The organism is Vibrio sp. L3-7 (genome assembly GCF_963898195.1).
Lineage (GTDB): Bacteria > Pseudomonadota > Gammaproteobacteria > Enterobacterales > Vibrionaceae > Vibrio > Vibrio echinoideorum.
Map to the genome: position 1 here is coordinate 35,460 of NZ_CAWQUW010000002.1, position 26,352 is coordinate 61,811.

27 protein-coding genes and 1 other RNA gene are annotated in these 26,352 nt (G+C 44.0%); 12 read left to right on the forward strand and 16 right to left on the reverse strand.

From position 1 onward, the window contains the following. Positions 1-31: 31 nt before the first annotated feature. The 7 genes from AACW75_RS02500 to metK all read right to left on the reverse strand — a co-directional run bounded on the left by AACW75_RS02500 (position 32) and on the right by metK (position 6,295). Positions 32-595, reverse strand: coding sequence for a YqgE/AlgH family protein (locus AACW75_RS02500; RefSeq protein ID WP_017075419.1), 564 nt, complete (start codon positions 593-595; stop codon positions 32-34). A gap of 117 nt (positions 596-712) precedes the next feature. Beyond that, positions 713-1,663 (reverse strand): glutathione synthase, encoded by a 951-nt coding sequence (gshB, locus tag AACW75_RS02505; protein WP_017075418.1) that lies wholly within the window; start codon positions 1,661-1,663, stop codon positions 713-715. A 9-nt stretch (positions 1,664-1,672) separates the two neighbouring features. Then, on the reverse strand, positions 1,673-2,404 hold the full coding sequence (gene rsmE, locus AACW75_RS02510) for a 16S rRNA (uracil(1498)-N(3))-methyltransferase (protein WP_102553296.1): 732 nt from the start codon (positions 2,402-2,404) through the stop codon (positions 1,673-1,675). Between the two features lie 160 nt (positions 2,405-2,564). Next, positions 2,565-3,296, reverse strand: coding sequence for an endonuclease (locus tag AACW75_RS02515; protein ID WP_017075416.1), 732 nt, complete (start codon positions 3,294-3,296; stop codon positions 2,565-2,567). Between the two features lie 97 nt (positions 3,297-3,393). Then, positions 3,394-3,894 carry a SprT family zinc-dependent metalloprotease gene (locus tag AACW75_RS02520; RefSeq protein WP_017075415.1) on the reverse strand — a complete coding sequence of 167 codons (501 nt, stop codon included), beginning with the start codon at positions 3,892-3,894 and terminating at the stop codon, positions 3,394-3,396. A 79-nt stretch (positions 3,895-3,973) separates the two neighbouring features. Beyond that, the gene (locus AACW75_RS02525) at positions 3,974-4,771 is read right to left on the reverse strand and encodes a DUF2189 domain-containing protein (protein WP_108100903.1); all 798 of its coding nucleotides are present in this window, start codon (positions 4,769-4,771) and stop codon (positions 3,974-3,976) included. A 369-nt stretch (positions 4,772-5,140) separates the two neighbouring features. Beyond that, complete coding sequence (gene metK, locus AACW75_RS02530; RefSeq protein ID WP_017075413.1) at positions 5,141-6,295, reverse strand: methionine adenosyltransferase; 1,155 nt, start codon at positions 6,293-6,295, stop codon at positions 5,141-5,143. A gap of 389 nt (positions 6,296-6,684) precedes the next feature. Here metK and tkt point away from each other — a divergent pair, with 389 nt between their 5' ends. The 5 genes from tkt (at position 6,685) to mscS (ending at position 13,745) form a co-directional block, all read left to right on the forward strand. Further along, entirely contained in the window at positions 6,685-8,679 is a 1,995-nt protein-coding gene (gene tkt, locus AACW75_RS02535) for a transketolase (protein WP_145570438.1), read from the forward strand. A 214-nt stretch (positions 8,680-8,893) separates the two neighbouring features. Next, positions 8,894-9,943: an erythrose-4-phosphate dehydrogenase gene (epd, locus tag AACW75_RS02540; protein WP_032497850.1), complete on the forward strand. Its 1,050-nt coding sequence runs from the start codon at positions 8,894-8,896 to the stop codon at positions 9,941-9,943. Positions 9,944-10,108: 165 nt separating this feature from the next. After that, the gene (locus AACW75_RS02545) at positions 10,109-11,272 is read left to right on the forward strand and encodes a phosphoglycerate kinase (protein ID WP_029225107.1); all 1,164 of its coding nucleotides are present in this window, start codon (positions 10,109-10,111) and stop codon (positions 11,270-11,272) included. A 154-nt stretch (positions 11,273-11,426) separates the two neighbouring features. Then, complete coding sequence (gene fbaA / locus AACW75_RS02550) at positions 11,427-12,503, forward strand: class II fructose-bisphosphate aldolase (RefSeq protein WP_017075407.1); 1,077 nt, start codon at positions 11,427-11,429, stop codon at positions 12,501-12,503. Positions 12,504-12,878: 375 nt separating this feature from the next. After that, a complete protein-coding gene (gene mscS, locus AACW75_RS02555; protein ID WP_029225106.1) occupies positions 12,879-13,745 on the forward strand; it encodes a small-conductance mechanosensitive channel MscS in 867 nt (288 codons plus the stop codon). Positions 13,746-13,843: 98 nt separating this feature from the next. Here the strand turns inward: mscS and AACW75_RS02560 are convergent, their stop codons facing one another. Beyond that, a complete protein-coding gene (locus AACW75_RS02560; RefSeq protein WP_017075405.1) occupies positions 13,844-14,473 on the reverse strand; it encodes a LysE/ArgO family amino acid transporter in 630 nt (209 codons plus the stop codon). Positions 14,474-14,615: 142 nt separating this feature from the next. Between AACW75_RS02560 and AACW75_RS02565 the strand changes: the two genes are divergently transcribed. Then, a complete protein-coding gene (locus AACW75_RS02565; protein WP_029225105.1) occupies positions 14,616-15,512 on the forward strand; it encodes a LysR family transcriptional regulator ArgP in 897 nt (298 codons plus the stop codon). 110 nt (positions 15,513-15,622) lie between these two features. Next, positions 15,623-16,336: an oxidative stress defense protein gene (locus tag AACW75_RS02570; RefSeq protein ID WP_017075403.1), complete on the forward strand. Its 714-nt coding sequence runs from the start codon at positions 15,623-15,625 to the stop codon at positions 16,334-16,336. Positions 16,337-16,456: 120 nt separating this feature from the next. Here AACW75_RS02570 and serA read toward each other — a convergent pair whose 3' ends face one another. The 5 genes from serA to zapA all read right to left on the reverse strand — a co-directional run bounded on the left by serA (position 16,457) and on the right by zapA (position 19,854). Beyond that, complete coding sequence (serA, locus tag AACW75_RS02575; RefSeq protein WP_017075402.1) at positions 16,457-17,686, reverse strand: phosphoglycerate dehydrogenase; 1,230 nt, start codon at positions 17,684-17,686, stop codon at positions 16,457-16,459. A 261-nt stretch (positions 17,687-17,947) separates the two neighbouring features. After that, a complete protein-coding gene (gene rpiA, locus AACW75_RS02580) occupies positions 17,948-18,604 on the reverse strand; it encodes a ribose-5-phosphate isomerase RpiA (protein ID WP_017075401.1) in 657 nt (218 codons plus the stop codon). Positions 18,605-18,745: 141 nt separating this feature from the next. After that, a complete protein-coding gene (locus tag AACW75_RS02585; RefSeq protein ID WP_145570440.1) occupies positions 18,746-19,345 on the reverse strand; it encodes a 5-formyltetrahydrofolate cyclo-ligase in 600 nt (199 codons plus the stop codon). Positions 19,346-19,351: 6 nt separating this feature from the next. Beyond that, positions 19,352-19,534, reverse strand: a non-coding RNA gene (gene ssrS / locus AACW75_RS02590) — 6S RNA. An 11-nt stretch (positions 19,535-19,545) separates the two neighbouring features. Then, complete coding sequence (zapA, locus tag AACW75_RS02595) at positions 19,546-19,854, reverse strand: cell division protein ZapA (protein WP_004735366.1); 309 nt, start codon at positions 19,852-19,854, stop codon at positions 19,546-19,548. A gap of 308 nt (positions 19,855-20,162) precedes the next feature. On the opposite strand from zapA, the gene AACW75_RS02600 reads away from it, so the two are divergent. The 3 genes from AACW75_RS02600 to AACW75_RS02610 are packed head-to-tail and all read left to right on the forward strand — an operon-like array spanning position 20,163 to position 23,177. Next, a complete protein-coding gene (locus tag AACW75_RS02600) occupies positions 20,163-20,738 on the forward strand; it encodes a YecA/YgfB family protein (RefSeq protein WP_017075399.1) in 576 nt (191 codons plus the stop codon). 24 nt (positions 20,739-20,762) lie between these two features. Then, the gene (gene ubiH / locus AACW75_RS02605) at positions 20,763-21,941 is read left to right on the forward strand and encodes a 2-octaprenyl-6-methoxyphenyl hydroxylase (RefSeq protein ID WP_145570515.1); all 1,179 of its coding nucleotides are present in this window, start codon (positions 20,763-20,765) and stop codon (positions 21,939-21,941) included. Positions 21,942-21,953: 12 nt separating this feature from the next. Then, positions 21,954-23,177 (forward strand): FAD-dependent 2-octaprenylphenol hydroxylase, encoded by a 1,224-nt coding sequence (locus AACW75_RS02610; protein ID WP_237297593.1) that lies wholly within the window; start codon positions 21,954-21,956, stop codon positions 23,175-23,177. 156 nt (positions 23,178-23,333) lie between these two features. Here AACW75_RS02610 and AACW75_RS02615 read toward each other — a convergent pair whose 3' ends face one another. From AACW75_RS02615 to ygfZ, 3 genes are all read right to left on the reverse strand, one after another. Next, positions 23,334-23,540 (reverse strand): DUF1107 domain-containing protein, encoded by a 207-nt coding sequence (locus AACW75_RS02615; RefSeq protein ID WP_004735370.1) that lies wholly within the window; start codon positions 23,538-23,540, stop codon positions 23,334-23,336. A 561-nt stretch (positions 23,541-24,101) separates the two neighbouring features. Next, entirely contained in the window at positions 24,102-24,563 is a 462-nt protein-coding gene (locus AACW75_RS02620; protein ID WP_237297598.1) for an aminoacyl-tRNA deacylase, read from the reverse strand. 4 nt (positions 24,564-24,567) lie between these two features. Further along, the gene (ygfZ, locus tag AACW75_RS02625; protein WP_145570446.1) at positions 24,568-25,539 is read right to left on the reverse strand and encodes a tRNA-modifying protein YgfZ; all 972 of its coding nucleotides are present in this window, start codon (positions 25,537-25,539) and stop codon (positions 24,568-24,570) included. 167 nt (positions 25,540-25,706) lie between these two features. On the opposite strand from ygfZ, the gene AACW75_RS02630 reads away from it, so the two are divergent. Together AACW75_RS02630 and AACW75_RS02635 are read left to right on the forward strand one after the other, a co-directional pair. Further along, positions 25,707-25,967: an FAD assembly factor SdhE gene (locus AACW75_RS02630; protein WP_017075394.1), complete on the forward strand. Its 261-nt coding sequence runs from the start codon at positions 25,707-25,709 to the stop codon at positions 25,965-25,967. Then, on the forward strand, positions 25,915-26,334 hold the full coding sequence (locus tag AACW75_RS02635; protein ID WP_318276513.1) for a protein YgfX: 420 nt from the start codon (positions 25,915-25,917) through the stop codon (positions 26,332-26,334). Before AACW75_RS02630 ends, AACW75_RS02635 begins: the two co-directional genes overlap by 53 nt. Positions 26,335-26,352 lie beyond the last annotated feature (18 nt).

Below are 26,352 nucleotides of genomic sequence, written 5' to 3' on the forward strand. Positions count from 1 at the left end.
AATTAAGTAGGTTCGTGTATGTGTGTTGATTCTAGGAGTGACCCGCGTCAGCTGAAAGCTGCGCTGCATTAATACCGAGCATCTGTACGGCCATTTTCCAGCGGTCTGAAATTGGCGTGTCGAAGATAACCTTTGGATCGGCTTCAACGGTTAGCCATGAGTTTTCAGTAAGCTCGGTTTCTAGTTGTCCAGGTTCCCAACCGGCATAGCCCAACGCAACCAAGTAATTCATTGGCTCATCTTCAGTTCCAAGCACGGTAAGAATATCTTTAGAAGTCGTCACTGAAATTTGGTCAGTCATGTTGATGCTAGATTGATAGTTGCCTTTAGGCTTATGTAAAATAAAGCCTCGATCTTCAGCAACGGGCCCACCATTTAATACTGGCTTTTCTAAGCTAGCTTGATTGGATTTTGGATGTACTGAGTCTATCTCGACTTGATCGAGCATTTTCCCAACCGTGACATCAATAGGCGCATTGATCATTAAACCCATTGCACCTTCATCGTTGTGTTCACAAAGGTAAATCACCGAGTTTTGAAAGTATGGGTCTTTCATTCCGGGCATAGCGACCAGAAAGTGGTTCGTTAAATTCATAGAGCCTCCTGCCAGTGTGTTCCCAGTAAAGGAAAAAGAGCGGCGTAATGCCGCTCATTGATTCTGTGCCTAGATACTTCGGTGTTTACGAATAGCTAAGGCTTTCTTTAGTTTAGGCTATTTTGCTTTAACGCGACGCTCGATTGCATCCATTAATTTACCCGTTACCGAAATATCAAAAGCAGCTTCAATTTCACGGATACAAGTCGGGCTAGTCACGTTAATTTCCGTCAGTTTGTCGCCAATAACATCAAGTCCAACAAAGATTAAGCCTTTCTCTTTTAGTGCTGGAGCAACTGCTCGTGCAATAGCCCAGTCAGTCTCACTTAAAGGACGAGCTTCACCAGTACCACCTGCAGCAAGGTTACCTCGTGTTTCTCCCTTTGCAGGAATTCGCGCTAGGCAGTAAGGCATTGGCTCACCATCAACGACAAGAATACGTTTGTCACCGTTGCTGATGTCAGGAACAAAGGTTTGTGCCATTGCGTAGTTTTGACCGTGGTTAGTCAAAGTTTCAATGATGACTGATACGTTTGGATCGCCTTCCTTCACGCGGAAGATAGAAGCACCGCCCATACCATCAAGAGGTTTGAGGATTATATCCCCATGCTTTTCACGGAATGCTTTAATCTTTTCTGCTTTACGAGTTACGATTGTTGTCGGCGTGAGTTCTGGGAACCAGGCCGTGAATAGTTTCTCGTTACAGTCACGTAGGCTTTGAGGTTTGTTAACGATCAATGCTCCGTTCTCTTCAGCACGCTCAAGAATGTAAGTCGCGTAAATGTATTCAGTATCAAACGGAGGATCTTTACGCATCAGTACCGCATCTAAATCAGATAGTGCAATAGTCTGTTCTGATTTGAACTCGTACCAACCGTTTGGGTCTTCTTTTAATTCAACAACCTTAGTGTCAGCAATGGCTACGCCTTGATCTAAATGTAGATCATCCATTTCCATGTAATGGATTTCGTAGCCACGACTTTGAGCTTCAAGCATCATGGCAAAGCTAGAGTCTTTTTTGATGTTAATGGATGAAATTGGATCCATTACGATGCCAAGTTTGATCATTTTTTTCTCCTAGCCTAGATCGCCAAAACGGACTTGTAAGGCAGTAATTGCGGTTAGAGCTGCTGTCTCGGTACGAAGTACACGTGGACCGAGTAGCGTCTCTTCAAATTTGTATTGTTCTGTCATGCCGATCTCTTCAGCTGACAACCCACCTTCAGGACCGATCAATAGGCGCACCTTACTGATCGGCTCTGGAAGGGTATTAATTGAGTATTTTGCACGAGGATGCAGGTTTAGCTTTAATGCTTCACTGGGTTCGCTGCACCACTCTTCAAGTTGCATGATTGGGCGAATAACTGGAACCGTATTACGGCCAGACTGCTCACATGCCGCGATAGCAATCTTTTGCCACTGTGCGAGCTTTTTCTCGAAACGTTTAGTATCAAGCTTAACGCCACAGCGCTCTGAAATCAGAGGAGTAATGGTGTTCACACCAAGCTCTACCGATTTTTGAATTGTGAATTCCATTTTATCGCCACGTGAAATCACTTGGCCTAAATGTAAGTCTAACGGTGATTCGCTGCTGCGCTCCACGCGTTCAGTAATATCAACGGTCACATTCTTCTTTGATACTTCTGCAATGGTTGCTGGAAATTCAGCGCCGCTGCCATCAAATAGAAGTACTTCTTGGCCTTCTTTCATGCGAAGGACACGACCAACATGACCCGCGGCATCTTCGCCTAAAGCAAGGGAACCTAACTGATGAATGCGTTCTGGGTGATGGATACGAGGAATTCTCATGCTGGTAAACCTATAAATATGTTCATTTGGGTATTTTTATCTCTGCCTAACATGGATGCTTTTAACTGAAAAAACAAGGGTAGAGCAAGAGTTTCAAGGGCAATTCTGAAACTCCTGTTTGAGATGGAGGCAATTGGAGATGTTGCTTGCCTGAGTTGTGCTATTTACAAGCAGGGAAAACAAATGGGTTGTGATTACCTTGAATCGCATAGATTCGTTGATCACGGGTACATTCCCACTTGTCGACAGGGAATTGTTTGTTCCACGCCATCATCAGGTTGGTTTGTTGCTTAGATAGCTTGAAACCATATTCTTGGCTCATATAAAGGTAAGTACGCGCGATAGAACCTTTTGCTCTGTCGGGTGGCATCACTTTACGTTGTTTGAAGTTGACCTGCATTTCACACTGACCATAGCTCACGCCATCCATTCCATTCCATTGACTGAAATTGTAGTTCGAGCGGTCGCCGTTTACTTCTCCAATCGCAGGCGTCAGGTTATGAAGATCCGCTTCCATTGATTTAAATATCTTGTCATTTCGAGTGCAATTTTTACGTCCTCCATCTTGCCAGCACTGACGCTGGTGGCCAAATTGCCAAGCTGGGACGACATGTTCCCACTCAATACGGGAAGCTCGCTTTTGTTGTTTTCTCACTTGATAACCACAGCCGTTCAGATCTGGGATACCTTTCTTTTTGTCTTTCCAAGTGATGTCACAGCCACAATAAAATGAAGTAGGGTGATCGAGATAAATCTTTACTGCTTCCTTTTTTGCTTTCGAGAATGAACTAGGCGGGGCGGCGAAAACGCTTTGGGTTACCAGTAGGCCAAATACTATTGATAAGTAAAAAGACACCAGTAGGCCAAATGATTTTGGAGTGGTTTTTTGCATAGAAAAAGACTGATAAAAGTATGATGAATACCAGTCTAGCACTCAAATGTTAGTTCTCTCTATTACATTTACTCGAGGTATCTTGTGATCTTAATGCTTAGCTTAATTGAAGGCCGGTAAACGCTAAGGTTTGTTGGCATTGTTGGCAACGATAAGTCGATTGGTTGCGGATGACTTTGTTGTGTCGTCTTATCGACAGAGGATAAGTCGTGCAATCACAACGGTACTCAAAAGTTTTTCCCTGCACTGAGGTGATTTCCAAGCTGTGGGTCGTTTTGGCAGGTACGTTAAATACCTTCTCCATTACGTATTTCCATTCATTGCCATGAGGCCTAACTCGTCCGAATACCTGGTGTGTGATCAGGTGCGCGAGCTCATGAGGCACGACTTCGTTAATAAAGGCGTCTTCATTTTCGTTGAATAACACTTGGTTGAGTTTTATCTCGTTTAACTGAAGGTAGGCTTTTCCTGCCGCTTTACCTCTTAACTTGTAAGTGATGGTCGGGCATGGGAATTCGCGTGAGAAATGTTGGTTAGCGACGATTAAGCACTCTGCTAATTTCTTGTTTGCTCGGTGTTGTTGCGGGGTGTATGACAAGCGAGTTCACTCCAAATAAAAGGCCTCAGCATTTACGCTAAGGCCTCATAATAACATTGCTCGTCGAACTCTCTACGATTTAAACGTGATGTTTCTTCTTGATGATTTCATGATAAGCGTGCCAAGTCCCATACCCGAGTAACGGCATAGTCACGATCATACCGATGCCGTAGGTAGCAAAGCCCACCAGAATACCAGCACAAATAATACTCGCCCATACGACCATTGCGGGGATGTTCGATTTCACGGCATTAAAGCTAGTGAAAATCGCACTCATCACGTCAACACGTCTCTCCATCATTAATGGAATTGAAAAGGCCGAGATACTGAATATTAAGCTAGCGATGACCAAGCCAATCACTGAACCTGTAATCAGGAAGGGAGCAAACTCAGTTAATGGCGCACCTTGAACCGATGGGTACAGCGCGTGTAGTAATGCGGCTATTCGCATCCAGAAAATCATTGCGACCATTAAGACAATTGCAAAGGCCCATTGGTGAGTTGAGTTTCGTGTAATAGCTCTCATTGAGTGCAACAAGCTAGCATTGTGTCCCTTTTCTCTTTCCCAGCTTGCGTCATACAAGCCTAGAGCAAGAAATGGCCCAATCAACATGTATACTATTAAGCTTGGCATCACAACCAAGTGCGTCCCTTGCCATTGGACAAGTTGAACAATCGCGATGGCCGCTGCCATAAAGCACAGCCCGTAGAATGCACTAATTAAAGGCATTTTGACTAAGTCATGCAGGGCTAGAGACAGCCAATGAAAGGGTGCCGAAATACTAATTTGGTTACAAGGGATGGTTCGAGCGTAATCTTGATCGCTGACCTTGTCTTTTTTATCGTTCAGTTCCGATGGGTGCACGGTACGAGGCATATATCCCCCTAGTTAAATAACGTCCTAGTTATAATTCCATAAAGCTCAGTGGTGTGGTTTACATGAGAGTTATGGTGTTGAGCTAAATCGCTCGAATCGTCCTAGTTATTGCTCTAGCGTTCACTTAACTATTGATATAAGGCTTAACTACATTGGGGCTAAATGTGAGCTTGATCCTCTAGGAGTTACCTTAACTATTGTCAGTAGTGTTAGAAAACACAAATTATCGAACGCTTTTTATACTTTGTGGTTAACGGTAAAGAAGACTGGTAGAGGGTGTTGTGGGGTGAAGAGGGTAGGTAAGTACATAAAAATAAAGCCCTTACTTAAGAAGCAAGGGCTTTAAAGAAATAAATTACAGTGGCTAAATTATTTTAGGCCAGCGAAGTCTGCAAGGATTGCTGCTTTGTCTGTCGCTTCCCAAGGGAATTCTTCACGACCGAAGTGACCGTATGCTGCAGTCTGCTTGTAGATAGGCTGAAGAAGGTTCAGCATTTCTTGAAGACCGTATGGACGTAGGTCGAAGTGTTGACGAACCGCTTCAATGATGATTTCGTGAGCTACTTTCTCAGTACCAAACGTTTCAACCATGATAGATGTTGGATCCGCAACACCGATAGCGTAAGACAGTTGAATCTCACAGCGATCAGCCATGCCAGCAGCAACGATGTTTTTCGCAACGTAACGAGCTGCGTAAGCTGCAGAACGGTCAACTTTTGATGGATCTTTACCTGAGAATGCACCGCCACCGTGGCGAGCTGCGCCGCCGTAGGTATCAACGATGATCTTACGACCAGTTAGACCACAGTCACCCATTGGGCCACCGATTACGAAACGGCCTGTTGGGTTGATGAAGAAGTTAGTGTCTTTGTTGATCCACTCAGCAGGAAGTACTGGCTTGATGATCTCTTCCATTACCGCTTCACGTAGGTCTGGCGTTGTTACTGAATCACAATGTTGAGTCGAAAGAACAACAGCGTCGATACCAACAATTTTACCTTGGTCGTACTGGAACGTTACTTGAGATTTCGCATCTGGGCGAAGGAAATCAAGCTTGCCGCTCTTACGTACTTCAGCTTGCTTTTTAACAAGAAGGTGAGAGTAAGTAATTGGAGCTGGCATTAGGATAGGTGTTTCGTTAGTTGCGTAACCAAACATGATACCTTGGTCGCCTGCGCCTTGATCTTTAGGGTCTGCTTTATCAACACCTTGGTTGATATCTGGAGACTGCTTACCAATGGTGTTTAGTACAGCACAAGAGTTAGCGTCAAAGCCCATGTCAGAATGAACGTAACCAATTTCACGTACTGTTTCACGAGTGATTTCTTCGATATCAACCCATGCAGACGTTGTTACTTCACCGCCAACCATAACCATACCGGTCTTAACGTAAGTCTCACAAGCAACACGTGCTTTTGGATCTTGTTCCAAGATGGCATCAAGAACAGCATCAGAGATTTGGTCTGCAATTTTATCTGGATGGCCTTCTGAAACAGATTCAGAAGTGAATAGGTGCTTAGCCATGAGAGCTCCACTTTTAGTTTTTGGGTGCAAATAGTTTTTAGTTGCAAATAGTTAAATGCAAATAATTTTAGGCGTCGCAAGCTAGGAAGCGCCGCCATTAAATACAGTATATTTTGTAGGTGTTTCTACATCTAGACGGCTATTCTAAATTCCAGCGGTCGAATTACAAGCTCTTTTTTATGATATGTCATAACTAAACGTTTGCGTATCGGTTGAGATCAGCTGTTACCAAGTGACGTAAATGTTCGAAAATTGCGAAAAATGACCGTTAAAATGCCAGTAAAACGTTTGCAGTCACTAAAGTCGTTTGAGAGAATACCCGCGCTAATAAAAATGAAAATTTTAGCATCAATCTCTTTTTTAAATCGCTTATGTACTCAGGAGCAGACATGCCTTCTCGTAAAGATCTAGCCAATGCAATTCGCGCACTTAGCATGGATGGCGTTCAACAAGCAAATTCAGGCCACCCTGGCGCACCTATGGGTATGGCTGACATCGCTGAAGTTCTTTGGCGTGGTCACTTGAACCACAACCCATCAAACCCAGAGTGGGCTGACCGCGACCGTTTTATTCTGTCTAACGGCCATGGTTCAATGTTGATTTACTCTCTGCTTCATCTTGCAGGTTACGAGCTTTCAATTGAAGACCTTAAGAACTTCCGTCAACTGCACTCTAAGACTCCTGGTCACCCAGAGTACGGTTACGCTCCTGGTATCGAAACGACTACTGGTCCTCTAGGTCAAGGCATTACCAACGCTGTTGGTATGGCGATGGCTGAGAAAGCACTTGCGGCACAGTTCAACAAAGAAGGCCACGACATCGTAGACCACTACACTTATGCATTCATGGGTGATGGCTGTCTGATGGAAGGTATCTCTCACGAAGCATGTTCTCTAGCCGGTACGCTAGGTCTTGGTAAGCTGGTTGCTTTCTGGGATGACAACGGTATCTCTATCGATGGCGAAGTTGAAGGTTGGTTCTCTGACGATACACCTAAGCGTTTTGAAGCTTACGGCTGGCACGTAATCCCGGCCGTTGATGGTCACGACTCTGATGCTATCAACGCGGCTATCGAAGCAGCTAAAGCGGATCCTCGTCCAACGCTTATCTGTACTAAAACTATTATCGGTTTTGGTTCTCCAAACAAAGCGGGTACGCACGACTGTCACGGTGCTCCACTAGGCGCTGATGAAATCACAGCAACTAAAGCGGCACTTGGTTGGGAACACGGTCCTTTCGAAATCCCAGCGGATATCGCAGCTGAGTGGAATGCGAAAGAAGCAGGCGCAGCGAAAGAAGCAGCGTGGAATGCTAAGTTTGACGCATACGCAGCGGCTCACCCAGAGCTAGCAACAGAATTCAAACGTCGTACTAACGGCGAGCTACCCGCTGAGTGGGAAGAGAAAGCATCGGCAATCATTGCTGATCTTCAAGCTAACCCAGCAAATATCGCATCACGTAAAGCATCTCAAAATGCACTAGAAGCGTTCGGTGCTATGCTACCTGAATTTATGGGTGGCTCTGCTGACCTTGCGCCTTCTAATCTGACTATGTGGTCTGGTTCTAAGTCGCTAACCGGTGAAGACTTTTCTGGTAACTACATCCACTACGGTGTACGTGAATTCGGTATGACCGCAATCATGAACGGTATGGCTCTGCACGGCGGTTTCGTACCGTACGGTGCAACGTTCCTAATGTTCATGGAATACGCTCGTAACGCTATGCGCATGGCGGCTCTGATGAAAATTCAGAACATCCAAGTTTACACTCACGATTCTATTGGTCTTGGCGAAGATGGTCCAACTCACCAACCGGTTGAGCAGATTGCATCTCTACGTCTGACTCCAAACATGAGCACATGGCGCCCATGTGACCAAGTTGAGTCTGCTGTTGCTTGGAAACTGGCAATTGAACGTAAAGATGGCCCTTCTGCACTTATCTTCTCTCGCCAAAACCTAGCACAACAACCTCGTGACGCTGAGCAAGTAGCAAACATCGCGAAGGGTGGTTACATCCTGAAAGATTGTGAAGGCAAGCCAGAGCTTATCCTTATCGCGACAGGTTCTGAAGTTGAGTTAGCGGTTAGCGCTGCTGCTGAACTAACAACTGAAGGCAAAAAAGTACGTGTAGTATCTATGCCTGCAACTGACGCTTTCGATAAGCAAGACGCTGAATATCGTGAGTCTGTACTTCCAGCTGACGTAACAGCACGTATTGCTGTAGAAGCTGGCATCGCTGACTTCTGGTACAAGTACGTTGGCTTCGGTGGCAAGATCATCGGTATGACAACGTTCGGCGAATCTGCACCAGCAGGCGAGCTATTCAAGATGTTCGGTTTCACTACTGAAAATGTAGTAAACACTGCAAAAGAGCTTCTTGCTTAATCATTGATTGCTAGCCTTGTGCTAACAATGAAATGAATGAAAAAACCGAGCTCTAAGCTCGGTTTTTTGTATCTGGGATTTGTTTTCACTTAGACTAATACCTACAAGCAACAGATCAACCTGTCATAAGTAAGCTGAATTATTCAAGTAATGCCTTTTAGGTAGGATTCAGTTATCATCTGTTGCACGAAATTTTGGTTAGATGTACGGAACTATGCTAAAAGTCGCGATAAACGGATTTGGAAGAATAGGGCGCAATGTATTGCGCGCTATCTATGAAAGTGGCAAAAGCCAACAAATCAAAGTAGTAGCTGTCAATGAGCTTGCTCAGCCTGACGCTATGGCTCACCTATTACAATACGATACCAGTCACGGTCGCTTCGGTAAGAAGATCTCCAACGATCAAGAGCACATCTATGTCCATCATGGCATTGGTGCAGAAGATAAAGGAGAGTTTGATACGATTCGTATCTTACATCTTGCTGATATTGAGTTGTTGCCTTGGCGTGACCTTGAGGTTGATATTGTTCTCGATTGTACAGGTGTTTACGGTTGTCGAGATGATGGCCTAGCGCACATTGCTGCAGGGGCAAAAAAGGTTCTGTTTTCACATCCTGGTGCGAATGACCTTGATAACACCATTATCTATGGTGTTAACCACGATACCATTGAAGCTGATCATCGAATCGTTTCTAATGGTTCATGCACCACCAACTGTATTGTTCCAATCATTAAAGTGCTTGATGATGCCTTTGGTATTGAGTCTGGTACCATCACCACGATTCACTCTTCAATGAATGATCAGCAAGTTATCGATGCATACCATAGTGACCTTCGTCGTACTCGAGCTGCAAGCCAATCCATCATTCCGGTTGATACCAAATTGCATAAAGGTATTGAAAGGATCTTCCCGAAATTTTCTAACAAGTTCGAAGCTATATCCGTGCGTGTGCCTACGGTAAACGTAACTGCGATGGATTTAAGTGTCACAATTAATACAAATGTGAAAGTTAATGACGTAAATCAAACCATTGTTAATGCATCCCAGTGTACATTACACAATATAGTTGACTATACTGAAGCGCCGCTCGTTTCCATCGACTTTAATCACGATCCCCATAGCGCAATTGTTGATGGTTCACAAACTCGAGTGAGCAACGGCCACCTAGTGAAGATGCTGGTGTGGTGTGACAATGAATGGGGCTTTGCGAACCGAATGCTGGATACGGTTCTTGCAATGCAAGCTTCTGAAGGCAAGAAGTAAGACCTAGAAGCCAATGTGTGGATTATTTATTTTTTAGCTTGAAATAAATGCTAAGTGTCCACATATTATGAGTAGTTAAAAATTACCAGTTGAATAATTTATAGACTTAGCAGGGTTGCTGAGTTTCCAAAACTTTATTTTTATTTAAATTTGAGAGGACAAATCATGTCTGTGATCAAGATGACTGACCTGGAACTTGCAGGTAAACGCGTATTTATCCGTGCTGACCTAAACGTACCAGTAAAAGACGGTAAAGTAACTTCAGATGCACGTATCCTTGCATCTCTACCAACTATCAAACTTTGCCTAGAAGCTGGCGCAAAAGTTATGGTTACTTCTCACCTTGGTCGTCCTACTGAAGGCGAATACAACGAAGAGTTCTCTCTAGCTCCTGTAGTTAACTACCTAAACGACGCACTAGACTGCGAAGTTAAGCTAGCGAAAGATTACGTAAATGGTCTTGAGCTAAACGCTGGTGAACTAACTGTTCTTGAAAACGTTCGCTTTAACAAAGGCGAGAAGAAGAACGAAGAAGCACTCTCTAAGCAATACGCTGCACTATGTGACATCTTCGTGATGGACGCATTCGGTACAGCTCACCGTGCTCAAGCTTCTACTCACGGTGTTGGTACTTATGCTCCTGTAGCATGTGCTGGTCCTCTTCTAGCGGCTGAACTTGAAGCACTTGGTAAAGCAATGGACAACCCAGCTCGTCCACTAGTTGCTATTGTTGGTGGTTCTAAAGTTTCTACTAAGCTAACGGTTCTAGAGTCTCTATCTAAAATTGCTGACCAACTTGTTGTTGGTGGTGGTATTGCGAACACGTTCATCGCAGCTGAAGGTCACAATGTAGGTAAGTCTCTATACGAAAAAGACCTAGTTGAAACCGCTAAAAAGCTAATGAAAGAGTGTGCTATCCCAGTAGCAACTGACGTTGCATGTGCTAAAGCATTCGACGAAAACGCAGAAGCTGAAATTAAGCACGTTTCTGAAGTTCAAGACGACGACATGATCTTCGACCTTGGCCCAGACTCAACTGCTGCACTAGCTGAAATCATCGGTAACGCAAAAACTATCCTTTGGAACGGCCCTGTAGGCGTATTCGAATTCAAAAACTTCGAAGCGGGCACTGCTGGTATTTCTAAAGCAATCGCTGACTCTGAAGGTTTCTCAGTAGCAGGCGGTGGTGACACGTTAGCGGCTATCGATAAGTTCGGTATTAAAGCAGATGTTTCTTACATCTCTACTGGCGGCGGCGCTTTCCTTGAGTTCGTTGAAGGTAAAGTACTTCCTGCAGTTGCGATGCTTGAAGAGCGTGCAAAAGCGTAATAGATTTAGAAAGGCGAGATGTGAATCTCGCCTTTTAACGTTTGCGGCATATCACAGTTTTTTGCTAGAATGGCACAAGTTGTGAGCAAACGATTGCAAATTTTTAAACTTAAGTTTTTTATCTTAAAACGAATAGAATAATAGGACTATTTCCATGTCTAAGATCTTCGATTTTGTAAAACCTGGTGTGATTTCTGGCGATGACGTACAGAAAGTATTTGAAGTAGCAAAAGCAAACAAATTTGCTCTACCTGCAGTAAACGTAATCAACACTGATACTATCAATGCTGTTCTTGAAGCTGCTGCTAAAGCTAAAGCTCCAGTTGTTGTTCAGTTCTCTAACGGTGGTGCTGGTTTCTTCGCTGGTAAAGGCGTTAAACTTGAAGGTCAAGGCGCGCAAATTCTTGGTGCTGTAGCTGGTGCAAAATACGTTCACGCAGTAGCTGAATCTTACGGTGTTCCAGTTATTCTTCATACTGACCACGCAGCTAAGAAACTTCTTCCATGGATCGACGGTCTACTAGACGCTGGTGAAGAGTTCTTCGCACAAACTGGTAAGCCTCTATTCTCTTCTCACATGCTAGACCTTTCTGAAGAGTCTCTAGAAGAGAACATCGAAACATGTGCAGCTTACTTAGCTCGCATGGCTAAACTAAACATGACAATCGAGATTGAACTTGGTTGTACTGGTGGTGAAGAAGACGGCGTTGATAACTCTGATATGGACGCATCTGAGCTTTACACTTCTCCTGAAGATGTTGCATACGCATACGAGAAACTAAACGCAGTTAGCCCACGTTTCACTATCGCAGCTTCTTTCGGTAACGTACACGGTGTTTACCAAGCGGGTAACGTTGTACTTACTCCAACTATCCTGCGTGATTCTCAAGCATACTGTGCTGAGAAGTTTGGCATTGCAGCTGACGCTCTTAACTTCGTATTCCACGGTGGTTCTGGTTCTTCTGAAGCAGAAATCCAAGAGTCTATCGGCTACGGTGTTATCAAAATGAACATCGATACTGATACTCAGTGGGCTTCATGGGATGGCGTTCGTACATACGAAGCTGAGAACCGTGATTTCCTACAAGGTCAAATCGGTAACCCAACTGGCGAAGCTGCGCCAAACAAGAAGTACTACGATCCACGCGTATGGCTACGTGCTGGCCAGTCTTCAATGGTTACTCGTCTTGAGAAAGCATTTGCTGACCTTAACGCTGTAGACGTACTATAATTCTTTGAATTAAGTACTCTTTAAGTTTTAAAAGCCCGCTCATTGAGCGGGCTTTTTTATGTCTGATAAAAACTTGTATTAAATATGTGAAAAACCTAGCCTACGGTGAATAAATTTCGTAGTCTTTTAGTTATCGGTATTTGTGTTTATTGGTAAGTTTTATTAATTCAAAAACTTACATAAATATGGCTTTGCAATCTGTCAAAGATAGGATATCGTGCCGAAAAATTGAACTCGGTTCAGTTTATAAAAAGGACTTGGCTTTAATTTACTTTTAACACAATGACTTAACAGAAATAAAACTGTTTTTTGTCGTTGAGTAAGTTTGGCTTAAGGCAGTTTAGCTCATAGCATATTATATAGAGGATGCACATTATGGCTGATAGTTCGACAGCGATTGAGACTCCAATTGTGGATGGTTTGTCTCACGCAGAGCAGTGGTTAACAAATAATTCAGATTTATTTATCCAATACGGTGTAAATATTATCTCAGCACTGGTTATTCTATTTATTGGTAACCTGATTGTGAAAGCAGTAGCGAATAGTGTGTCTAAGGTTCTTCAGAAGAAGAAAATGGACAGAGCGGTTGTGGAGTTCGTCCACGGTTTAGTTCGATATTTATTATTTGTTATTGTTTTGATTGCTGCTCTTGGTCGCCTTGGTGTTCAAACGGCATCAGTGGTTGCTGTTATTGGTGCTGCTGGTTTAGCGGTAGGTCTAGCACTTCAAGGTTCATTGTCTAACTTTGCTGCGGGTGTACTTATCGTTGCATTCCGTCCATTCAAGTCTGGTGACTACGTAGAGATTGGTGGTGTGGCAGGTTCGGTTGATTCAATTCAAATCTTCCAAACGGTTTTAACAACGCCAGACAATAAGATGGTCGTAGTACCGAACGGTAGCGTTATTGGCAGCCCAATTACAAACTACTCACGTCATGATACGCGTCGTATTGATTTGATGATCGGTGTTTCTTACAACGCTGATCTTCAGAAGACAAAAGCGCTACTGACTAAAATCTGTGAATCAGATGAACGAGTACTGAAAGAACCTGGTGTTCAAGTTGGTGTTCATACACTGGCTGACTCTTCAGTCAACTTTGTTGTTCGTCCATGGGTTAACACGGCCGACTACTGGAATGTATATTTCGATCTGATGCAAGCAATCAAAGAAGGCTTGGATGACGAAGGTATCGAAATTCCGTTCCCACAAATGGATGTACACATGAATAAAGTAGAAGCTTAATTTCTAGTTAGTTTTTATAGCTATAAGCTTTTATAAGGAAAGGCGGATAACTTAGGTTATCCGCCTTTTTTGTTGGCTGCGTTTATTTTGAAGTCGGATTACCAGTATTGTTCAATCAATCCGTTGGCAAGTACAAGCGCAATGGCAAACATCATTGTCGCTACTGCAATATCGATGCCTTTCTTAACATGTGGTTTAGAGAGTGTTGGACCTAATTTCGCAGCACCTAATGACAAAGAATAAAACCATACGAATGAAGCTAAGATAGTGCCCATGGCAAAAGCAATTCTGTCACTACCTTCAAACTGCCCGCCAATTGAACCTAGGATAACCACGGTATCCAAGTAGAGATGCGGGTTTAATACTGTTACAGCCAATGCCCCTAAAACAACGGTACGCTTACCACGGGCCAGTATCTCACCTTGTGACTCGTCACTTGAGTGTGTTTTAAAAGCGCTGCGCAGCGACATCAGGCCATAGACTGTTAGAAAGGCAATACCGCCTAAGGTAACTGACGTTAGCAGTAATTCATTTTGCGACAGGATCGCTCCGCCACCAAAAATACCTAATGAGATAAACAGAGTATCGAGTAGGCTGCAAATCGTAGCGGCCGTTAAATGATGGTTGCGCTTTATCCCTTGATTTAGGACGTACGCATTTTGAGCGCCAATAGGGATTATCATACTTGCCCCTAGACCAAAACCTTGTAATAAAACCCAAAAATTCATTTTAACCTCCACTTATTTAACGATATTTACGAGCGATATGACGAAGATACCCTCGCCCTTTAAATAAGTATAATTAATGATTTTAATCTATTATTAGAGTTGCTAATGTGGTGGGTAGTCAGGTCAAAAAGGAAGTAAATTGATGCGTGGATTGGATTACAAATGGATAGAAGCACTGGATGCCGTGGTAAAACAACGCAGCTTTGAAAGAGCTGCTGAGCAGTTATATATTTCCCAATCGGCGGTGTCTCAGCGTATCAAGCAGCTCGAAAAATGGTTAGCTCAGCCAGCTCTGGTGAGAGAAAACCCGCCAAGACCAACACCAGCGGGAAAAAAACTGTTGGGTTTGTATCGTCGAGTGCGTTTACTAGAACATGAACTTGTCCCTGAGCTCATGAATGAAGAGGGCTCTCAGCCTTTATCGATCTCTGTAGCAACCAACGCTGATAGTTTAGCAACTTGGTTGCTACCGGCGTTATCTGATGTGATGAAGTCTCGCCAAGTTGAATTGAATCTTGTCATTCATGGCGAGTCGAGAACCATAGATAAGATCAAAAGCGGTGAGGTTGCCGGGGCGATCAGTTTAGAGTCTCAAGCTATTCCGGGTTGCAGTGCTGATTATCTTGGTAGGATGGATTATGTCTGTGTAGCTAGTCCTGATTTCCACGAGCGTTATTTTTCTGAGGGCGTAAATTATTCGACCCTGAGCAAAGCACCAGCTGTTTCATATGATCAATACGATGATCTGCATAAGAAGTTTTTACATGATCACTTTAACATGCCTAGAGATAGCGTGATCAATCATACGGTTGGTAGTTCTGAAGCCTTTGTTCGCTTAGCGTTGTCGGGCGTTGCTTACTGTTTGATCCCTCGATTACAGATTGTTGAGGAGCTTGAGTCCGGTGCGCTGATTGATATTACTCCTGGCTTCCTATTGTCTTACGGCATCTATTGGCATCATTGGCAACTAGAAAGCGGGGTACTGAAAGAGATATCTCAAGCGATATTGAATTATGCTCACAATCACTTACCTCAGTAAGCTGTTGGTTTTTGCAGCGTCAAAGTTGTGTTAGAAGTCCTATCACGGGATTGGTTATGTGACAAATTGCTCTATGATAAAAGGACATTTGTTCAGCATAGGTCTACCTAATGAAGTTTGTACCAAAGATGTTAGCAACGTCTCTTACTCTTACTGCAGCACTGAGTGCCGTGAGTTTTCCGTCATTGGCTAACTCACCATCTTTTCCGCATATCTCAACGACAGGCTATGGTGAAGTGATCGCAACACCAGATATGGCTACATTTTCTGTTAGAGTCGTGGAATCTACAATGACTGCTGAACAGGCTAAAAATACCGTTGATAAAGTGGTCACTGGGTTTCTCAACAAGTTGCATCAAGCTGGCGTAGATGAGGCAAGTGTCCACAGTTCGAACCTCTATTTGTCTCCTCAGTACCATTACCCTAAAGATGGTAAACCTGAGCTAGTGGGCTATAGAGCTTCACGTAATGTGACCGTTCAAGTAAATGAGTTAGCGAATCTAAATGAGTATATGGATATTGCTATCGGACAAGGTATTAACCAAATCGATAATATTCAGCTTCAAGTTCGCGACCAAGCTAAGTATCAAGAGCAAGCGCGCTTGGAAGCCATAAAGGATGCTCGATCGAAAGCTAAGTCATTAGCTGGCGGTTTTGAGCGTGAGTTAGGTGATGTCTGGCGCGTGGATTACAACGCACAATCTTCTCAGCCTGTATTGATGCGTTCAATGGCGATGGATGCGAGAACCGAGTCGAATTCTTATGAAGATTCAACGATCACCATTCGTGATCGAGTGAATGTGATCTACCAACTAGAAGAGTAGTGAACATACCTCTGGAAGGGATTAGATCATCATGATCTATTTACCTACAGTAGGCCAAATACTAAAAAGGCTCTCATTACGAGAGCCTTTTCTATTTTTACTTATGATCTAATTCGATGATTAGTGAAGTAGACGAGCACGAATTGTGCCTTCGATCTCTTTCAGTTTAAGCAGAGCTTCTTCTGAACGATTCGCTTCCACGTCGATAACCACATAACCCATATCTGCTGCAGTTTGTAAGTACTGACCTGCAATGTTAATCCCTTCCTCTGCGAAGATGGTGTTGATCTGAGTTAGGATGCCTGGGCGGTTTTCGTGAATGTGCAGCAGGCGAGAAGCACCTGTATGCAGTGGTAATGATACTTCTGGGAAGTTAACACTTGATAGCGTTGAGCCATTATCAGAGTATTTTGCAAGCTTACCTGCTACTTCAACACCGATGTTCTCTTGTGCTTCTTGAGTTGAACCACCCACGTGAGGCGTTAGGATCACGTTATCGAACTGCATCAATGGTGACTCAAATGGGTCAGCATTGGTTTTTGGCTCCGTTGGGAATACATCGATTGCTGCACCTGAAAGGTGACCAGAATCTAGAGCGCCGCACAGAGCTGGAATATCGACGACCGTGCCACGCGCTGCATTGATAAAGATTGAACCAGGCTTCATGCGTTCAAATTCTTCTTTGCCCATCATGTTCTTAGTTTCATTGGTCTCAGGAACGTGCAAAGAGATCACATCACATTTGTTGAGCAAATCAGTCATCGTATGAACTTGAGTTGCGTTACCCAGAGAAAGCTTGTTCTCGATATCGTAGAAGTAAACTCGCATACCAAGGTTCTCTGCAATAATACCCAACTGAGTACCAATATGACCGTAACCAATAATACCTAAACGCTTGCCACGAGCTTCGTTTGAGTTATCTGCACTCTTTTTCCAAATGCCACGGTGAGCAAGTGCGTTCTTTTCAGGAATACCACGTAATAGCAGTAGCACCTGACCAAGAACGAGCTCTGCAACACTTCGAGTGTTTGAAAACGGCGCGTTGAAAACAGGGATACCACGTTTTGCTGCCGCTTGAAGGTTTACTTGGTTAGTACCAATACAGAAACAGCCGACTGCAACTAGCTTTTCAGCAGCATCAATAACTTCTTGGGAGATGTTTGTGCGAGAACGGATACCAATGAAATGAGCATCTTTAACGGCTTCAAGAAGTTCATCTTCAGGTAGCGAGCCTTTATGGTACTCAATGTTTGTGTAACCAGCGGCTTGTAGAACTTCTACAGAAGAAGGGTGAAGACCTTCTAGAAGTAGAATCTTAATCTTTTCTTTTTCCAGTGAAACTTTAGCCATTGTTCTCGTCCTTAAAATGGAAAGGTTGGGCAAATGCGGCGCACGTGCTACAAAATGGCTGAAAGGGGAACAAATTCACCACTTTGTCAGGAGACAAACGTTTTCCCTGTGCGTCTTCTGAACAATAAAGTAACAAAAAAAAAATGTTTTGGGTAAGAAAATTACGGAATAAGACATAATTTTACAGGCAAAAAGCAAAAAAAACGGCGCCCTTGGGCACCGTATGTAATGAAGTAACAGAAAAACTCAATCTTCTATTATTTATTCTTCAATTTTTGCACCTTCAGGCGTGCCTGTGATAACCACATCGGCACCACGGTGAGCAAATAAACCAACCGTCACTACACCAGCGAGACTATTGATGATGTCTTCTAGCTGTTTTGGATTTTCGATAGCCATACCGTAAACATCTAAGATTACGTTACCGTTATCAGTGGTGCAGCCTTCGCGGTAAACTGGGTCACCACCAAGTTTTACCAGTTCACGAGCAACGTATGAGCGTGCCATAGGGATAACTTCAACAGGCAGTGGGAATTTACCCAACACATCAACTGCTTTCGTACCATCAACGATACAAATAAACTTGTCTGAGATAGCGGCAACGATTTTTTCACGGGTCAAAGCAGCACCACCGCCTTTGATCATATCGCGTGAACCGTTAATCTCATCTGCGCCATCAACATAGATGTCTAACTTGAACACGTCGTTGCATTCAAACACTTTGATTTCTAGCGCTTCTAGTTTTTCAGTAGAAGCGACAGAGCTTGAAACCGCACCTTTGATTTTGTCTTTCATTGTGCCAAGTGCGTCGATGAAGTGATTTACTGTTGAGCCAGTACCTACACCTACAATGCTGCCTTCTTCAACATATTGAAGTGCTGCCCAGCCAGCTGCTTTTTTCATTTCATCTTGAGTCATGCCATTCTCCTGAATAAGGTCGTGCGCTTTGAATTAATCGTTCGCGTATTGAAGTTAACGTTTGGATATTGGGTTAACGTTTGGATATCGAGGTTAACGTTTGGATATCGAGGTTAACGTTTGCGGCGCGATTATAGCGCTTTAATGGTTGCTTTCCCATTGCCAAGTCTTACTCGGAGTCACGATTTTAGGTAACGGAATGTCCCATTCTTCAGTTGGCAGTGTATCGACATGCTGGCAATCATGAGCCAAACCAATTGGCGTTGCGCCTTCGCCAGTCTCAAACCATCGAGCCAAAGTGCGATCGTAATAACCGCCGCCCATGCCTAAGCGATGACCTTGAGAGTCAAAGCCAACCAGTGGTGTGAGAATCAGGTCGAGTTGTTGACATGGTTTGACGAGCATTTGATTCAGCTGAGGTTCAACGATTCCGTACTTATTAAAAACAGTGGGTGTGGTTGGAGAGTAATGTAGAAACAGCAGATGTCCGGCAGAGAAGGGGTGCAATACCGGTAAATAAGTTTGTTTACCTTGCGCCCATAACCATTCGATCAGAGGTTGAGTATCGAGTTCACCATCAATAGAGATATAGAGTGCAATATGCTGAGCCAGCTGGATCTCTTTGAGTTGAGTGAACTGCTGGACTAAATCTAAACCGGATTGAGTTTGTTGGTCGCCAGATAAGGCATTACGTTTGATACGGATCTGTTTGCGAAATTCGCTGCGTGTGAGCGTCTTCATAAGAAGGGATACCCCAAAGTGCCGTTGAGAATAGATGGCCCTTGAACCAGCGAGTTCAAGGCGGATCAGCAATGATTACCGTAGGCTTCTCGGCGGACCGAGCATGCTCAATAGCACTCAAGTACTAACCCTTAGGGATTGCTTATCGGCTCGGGGACGTGAATCCTCTGACAAACACTCCAGGGTAAATTTTGTGTACGCTATTGCTGTCCGTGCTTAACTTTACTGAGGACATCTGAAAGTGATGTCGTGAGCTGTTCCATTCGCTCGGTCAGTGCGTTTTGTTCGTCGTTTGCTTCAAACTTCTTAGTTTGTAATTCGTAGCAAATATTCAGAGCTGCGATCGTTAGCAGCTTCACTTCATTGGTTACCTTAGTGCGTTCAGCCATCTCTTTCAATCGATTATCAAGATCGGCCGCCGCTGCAATCAATGACTCCTCTTGCCCTGGGGGACAATTCACTCGAGTCAGTTTTCCTAATATTTCAACGTCTACCGCTTGATTACTCATGATGGATGAACTCTTTTACGCGCTATTTTAAGGCTATTACACTTTATCATTTTTTGAGAAACAAAAAGTGCAAGTACCGATGAGGAAGCAATCTCCTCTGAGGGAGAAACTATAGGTAAACCGCTATTAAGATTCAAGCTTTTCAGAGTGACTGTTTGTAAATGAGAGCTTGAGCACACAGTAATTCAGCAAATTGAACAATTGGTAGTCAGTCATCCTTCAATTGCTTGGGATCGACGCTTACCAGAATTAGGGTGAAGTGGTACGATTATACTATCGATATAAAGAATAACTGAGCGAGCTATCTGATGAGCGAAACGACTTTACCTGACTACCTAACGGTTGCGACTGAACTTCAATCGGCAAGCCTAGCCGTAAACCCTGCTGAGATGCATGGTTTATTAACGGGTATGTTGAGCGGAGGCTTAAACCTGGCAGATAAAAGCTGGCAACCACTGATCTTTGATTACACCAATGAAGGTATGGGCTGGCCAGATCGCGCATTAACGCTTGCGGAAGCAACGCTAAAAGTAACGACCAGCGAAATCACAGGTTCAGGCATGGAACTGTCTATGTTGTTGCCTGACGAAGACGCAAGCGCAAGCTTGTTTGATCTTGCGGACGGTGTGTCTGATTGGATTAACCACTTTATTTCTGGCTTAGGCTTGGTTGGCGCTCAATTGAATAAAGCGTCTGACGGTACCAAAGAAGCTTTGGCTGATCTTGAAGAGATGGCAAAACTGGGTATCGATGAAGAAGATGATATGGAAGAGCAAGCGCAGCTTCTAGAGCACGTTATTGAACACGTAAAAGCGTGTGCACTAACCATTCATGCTGAATTCGGTGCACGCCCATCTGAAGATGCGGCTCCAACCATTCATTAATCCGCTTGTCGGTTTGAGGTTATGATGGCTCAGTATGATGTTGTAATTGCTGGTGGCGCAATGGCGGGGGCGACCTTAGCCCTTGCTCTTAATCACCTCAGTCAAGGTTCGCTGTCGATAGCGGTAGTAGAGCCTTATCAGGTTGATCATCAAGCTCACCCTGGTTTTGATTCTCGTTCGATTGCTTTGTCTTATGGCACGGTGCAGATCCTCGATTCTTTGCACCTTTGGCAATCTATCGCTCCGGTAGCGACCCCAATTAAAGATATCCACGTATCGGATAGAGGGCATGCCGGGATGACGGACATCTACAGTGAAGAGCTTGCTGTCGATGCGCTTGGCTATGTGGTGGAGTTGGCGGATGTCGGTCGAATCTATCAGCAAAAGCTTGAATCTGAAGCCGCAATTACGATGCTTTGCCCTGAATCTGTCAGTAAAGTGGTACGTGATGAATCGTTAACGACGATTGAGCTAACAAGTGGGCAAACAGTAACAACTAAGTTATTGGTTGCCGCTGACGGGGCTATCTCTACCTGTTGTCAGCAACTCAATATCTCATTGAGTGAACATGACTTTGAACAAGTTGCGGTGATTGCCAACATCGTGGCGAGTGAACCGCATCAAGGTCGAGCGTTTGAGCGTTTTACTCATCATGGGCCAGTCGCTCTATTGCCGATGAGTGGTAACCGTTTGTCTTTGGTTTGGTGTTTGTCTCCGGAGCAAGCGCAAAAAGTGATGACCCTAAACGACAACGAATTTCTTGAGCAACTGCAGAGTGACTTTGGTTGGCGACTAGGCCGATTAGAGAAAGTGGGTAAACGTGCGAGTTATCCATTGATTCTTCGTCATCGTCAGCAGAATATTTCTCATCGCTTTGCGATTGTAGGCAATGCCGCTCAAACGCTTCACCCTATTGCGGGACAAGGCTTTAACCTCGGTATTCGTGATGTCACTTCATTAGCTGAAGAGCTGTGTACTCAATTGGATGACGTGGGTCGTTATACTGGTCTTGTTAACTTTAGAAAGCGTAGAGAACAAGACAGAGAAACCACGATTACGCTGACATCAAGCTTAGTCCACCTGTTTTCAAACGATTTTTTGACCGCTCGTATTGGGCGTAATCTTGGGTTAGCTGTCATCGATAACCTCCCACCCCTTAAAGGTCCACTTTTGCGTCATACGCTTGGCCTAGTAGAAAGATAAGGTAGAAAAATAATGATGCAAAGTGTTGATATCGCCATTGTGGGCGGTGGCATGGTTGGCCTAGCGCTTGCGGCCGCTTTGAAAGACAGTGACTTAAGAGTTGCGGTGATTGAAGGCAAAGCACCTAGTGAAGGGCTTAGTGAATTACCCGATGTTCGAGTGTCGGCCCTGAGCCGTTCGAGTGAGGTTATTCTGCGTAATCTAGGCGCATGGCAAGGCATCGAACAAAGACGTTCTGCGCCCTATCAAGCGATGGAAGTGTGGGAACAAGACAGCTTTGCTCGCATTGAGTTTGACTCGACACGTTTGGCTCAGCCGAATCTCGGTCATATTGTTGAGAACCGTGTGATTCAACTCGCACTGCTTGATCAGGTTAAGAAGCAAGACAACGTTAGCCTATACATGCCTGCAACGTGCAAAACGATGGCGATTGGTGAAAGTGAAGCATGGTTAACGCTAGATAATGGCCAAGCACTGACAGCTAAATTGGTTGTTGGAGCTGATGGTGCAAACTCTTGGGTTCGCAAACAACAAGATATCCCATTAACACATTGGGATTACGGCCACAGCGCGATTGTCGCGAATATTAAGACCACAGAGCCGCACCACAGCGTTGCTCGTCAAATATTCACACCACAAGGGCCGTTGGCATTCCTGCCAATGCAGCCAACGAATATGAGTTCAATTGTTTGGTCGACTGAACCAAATCGTGCCGAGAAGCTTGTATCAATGTCAGATGCTGACTTTAATAAACAGCTAACAGCGGAGTTTGATGCAAAGTTAGGGTTGTGCGAGGTGGTTGGTGAACGTTTTGCATTCCCATTGCGTATGCGTTATGCGCGTGATTTTGCTGTAGAACGTGTTGCTCTAGTTGGTGATGCGGCGCATACCATTCACCCATTAGCTGGTCAGGGTGTGAACCTCGGTTTACTTGATGCAGCAAGCTTAGCGCAAGAGCTATTAACGCTATGGGCTGTTGGTGAGGATATTGGTACCAAGCGTAACCTTCGTGGCTATGAACGTTGGAGAAAAGCTGAGGCGGCCAAGATGATTGCTTCAATGCAGGGCTTTAAAGATCTGTTTGAAGGTGATAACCCAGCCAAGAAGTTGATTCGTGGTATCGGTATGAAGCTAGCTGGCCAATTACCTGGTGCGAAGGATGAGATCATGAAGCGAGCACTGGGTTTGTCAGGCAATCTTCCCGATCTAGCCAAGCGTTCAGTTATGCACCAATAGTCGTGAATCAATAATCACAAATCAATAGTCGCGCACGGGTGAGCCGTTGTTGATGGTTAGTAGCTGGATCTGATTGCCATTGGCTCAATCATGAACACGAAAAAAGGGTTGGCATTATGCCAACCCTTTTTGTTTTTAATTCTGTAGATAATCAGATCAGGCGTATGCGCAGCGCAGTTTCATGATTTCACTATTTATTTCTTTTACCGTTTGAAAGTGACGTCTTTCTGCTCGGTCTGGTAGCACGAGTTTACCGTTATCAAACTCAAATTTTCCTACGCCGTAAATGTAGATTCGTCCTTTGAAAAGTCGACTTACATGTTTAGCAATCATACTCGGTGTATAGCGCTTAAACAGTCTCATTTTAATTATCCTTATATTTACCTAGCCTGCATATTATAGAAAAACTCCGAGATAATAATTGTGATAAGCATGGAGTAATATGCAGTAGAGTTGACGTTAATTAGATATTTGTGCTGTTCTAAGCACTTTCTTCAGTAAATATCTATTTTTACGTGAGCTCCTCCCCAAAATAATACTGAGTAGTGAACTGCTGTGAACTTTCCTGTCCGGTATTAAGCAGTGATAATGTTACAAGTATAAGAATAGGCGGGATTTTTTTGTTTGTGTAATCAAATTGTAAATTTTTGACAAAAAAAAGCCCGTCTAAAACGGGCGAATAGTCACAGATGCATTACACAAAAGTGGATACTGATGTTACTCAGTGGATTCACTTGTACTGATTTGCCTAAAGGCTAGCCAGTGAATTTACAATAACGCAAATTCACTCTTGTGACTACTTATGCTTTTATTTTGATTAACTATTTACTATTTGTGTGTTTTTCTTATGACAAAGCTCACACTAAAAATGTATTCAATGAAAAAGCTTAATGAAGTTTGCGAACGATGACACGATCGAAAAGATCATCGACTGATGTCAGCAACGATTGGTGCGCAAAGGGCCATAAGATCATCGAGATTTAGTGCGACGCCAGCCATTCGATCGCCAGAGCTGATCGTCACGAAGACGTTGTTCTGCAGAGAAGGATCAAAAATGATCGGCATGTGTCTCTTCAGAGCAAGCGGTCCAACACATCCAGCCTTAAAGCCAGTGATAGCTTCAACATCTTTCAATGATACGCAGGTCATTCGACGGCAATTCAGTACCGAGCGTACTTTCTTAGGGTCGACAGAGCGATCACCAGCAGTACAGGCCAACGCATACTGGTTTCCCATATCCTTGAGCAGGATACACTTCACCATTTGAGAGGCGTCGATGCCTCGCTCTTGAGCTGTTTCTTCGATGCTGGTGGTTGGTTTACTTTGCATCAGCAGGCGATAGTTCACCTGCTGTTGATCCAGCCATTGTGTAATCAGTGTTTCCACGTGGTTACTCGTCGTCAAGGCTGTAAGGCAGTGGCAGGATATTCCATGTTTGATCAGGCTGCGCGGTCAGTCGAAGCTGAACGTCGTCATCAAGGTTGTTTGGTAGCACCATCAAACCAATCGCTCGATTATCAGAAAATTGATACACGTTTAATAGTCGTCCTGCGCCACGCCAGTTTTCGCCAACGCTACGTTCAAGTTCAATCGTATTCTCTAGAGACAGTACATCTGAAGTCGTTCCAGAAACAATGCGCATTTCACGCTTGTTCATGCCGCGGTACTTGGCACGAGCAACCGTTTCTTGACCTGTGTAGCAGCCTTTTGAAAAGCTGATACCGCCAATGGCTTGTAGGTTAAGAGCCTGAGGGATATGTTCGTTTTGCTCTACCTTCGATAGGCTAGGCTGAGCATCAAGAATTTCATGATACTGCCAAAGCGCTTCCGATACTTTTTCAGCTGAGCTGCTTGATACCAAAGCCTCTGCTGCTTCTTGCGTAACAAGTAGAGCCCAACGGTTGTCAGATACCTGAACGGCTGTACCACCAGAGATAGTACGCACTTTTCCTTGACCCTCTGCAATCGAATCAACGTATTGGTTCGCTAAAGTGCCCATGATTCCGATAACCACGTCAGACGTCTGCTCGATATCAATTTTAGAGAATACAGCGTATTTCTTGATTTCAACTAACTCGACTTCAATCGCAGATTTAGGCTGCATAAGTGCGTAGCCGCCGTTGTGGTGGAACAAGCGAAAGATACTCCATACCTTTCCTTTTGCATCACAATGCGCGCCTAATGTGGATTCATCTTTAGGAAGAGTGACGACATCGCATGTTACTTGACCTTGTAAGTACGATTTTTTGTCATCGCCTATCATGGTAATGGCACTCCAATCAGAAACGTGAGTCATCATCAGTTCTGGAAGTGAATCATTTTGTGTGTGAGCGAGCGGCTGAAATGTGTTTTTCCAATCCATTTTATCTTTCCTAAGAATTTTATTTGGCTCTATGTTAATCCGGTTCTGTTTCTTTGTCAGCCTAGGTTTTTTTGTGAGCTTAGATAGGGACTGTGACTCACATAGTAGTTGCAGAGCGTGTGACTTGTTACACTCCGAGAAAGAAAAATTATAGGTGAGGATAGCCAATGTACACTGCAGAGCAGAAAGCACGAATTAAATGGGGTTGCCGTCGCGGCATGTTAGAACTTGATGTTGTTATCATGCCATTTTTTGAAGAGTGTTTTGATTCGTTACAAGATCAGGAACAGCGCGAGTTTGTTTCTCTACTTGAGTGTGATGACCCAGATTTGTTTACTTGGGTGATGGGACATGGGCGCAGTGAAAATCTAGGCCATGCTTCAATGGTTGATAAAATTGTCGCGCATAACCTCAGCAAGGTTCGTTAAGCTTCAGCTTAACCCTTCATATTTCGCATTATTTGCAAAAGGCACTGTTTTCGGGTGCCTTTTGTTTGTCACTGTCTTTTCTTCCATTCCTCTCGTCGTTGCTCTCTATTGTTTATCCTTAATCATTAACTTATTTATAACGAATCACGTAATTCTGAACAGTGCTCAAGGGCGTTTTGATTATAAAGAAGATGGTGAAATTCGACTGAATGACCAACATTATATTCTAAAGTCGGTTGATAAGATCTGGGCGCAGTTTTTCATTAAGCTGAAGTTTGAGTGCGGGCATTCGGTATTAATATGGCGAGACAGTTGTCATGATCGTGAATATCGCCATTTTCTGGCAAACTTACAACGAGAACGATAGACAAAGAAAAAGGAGCAC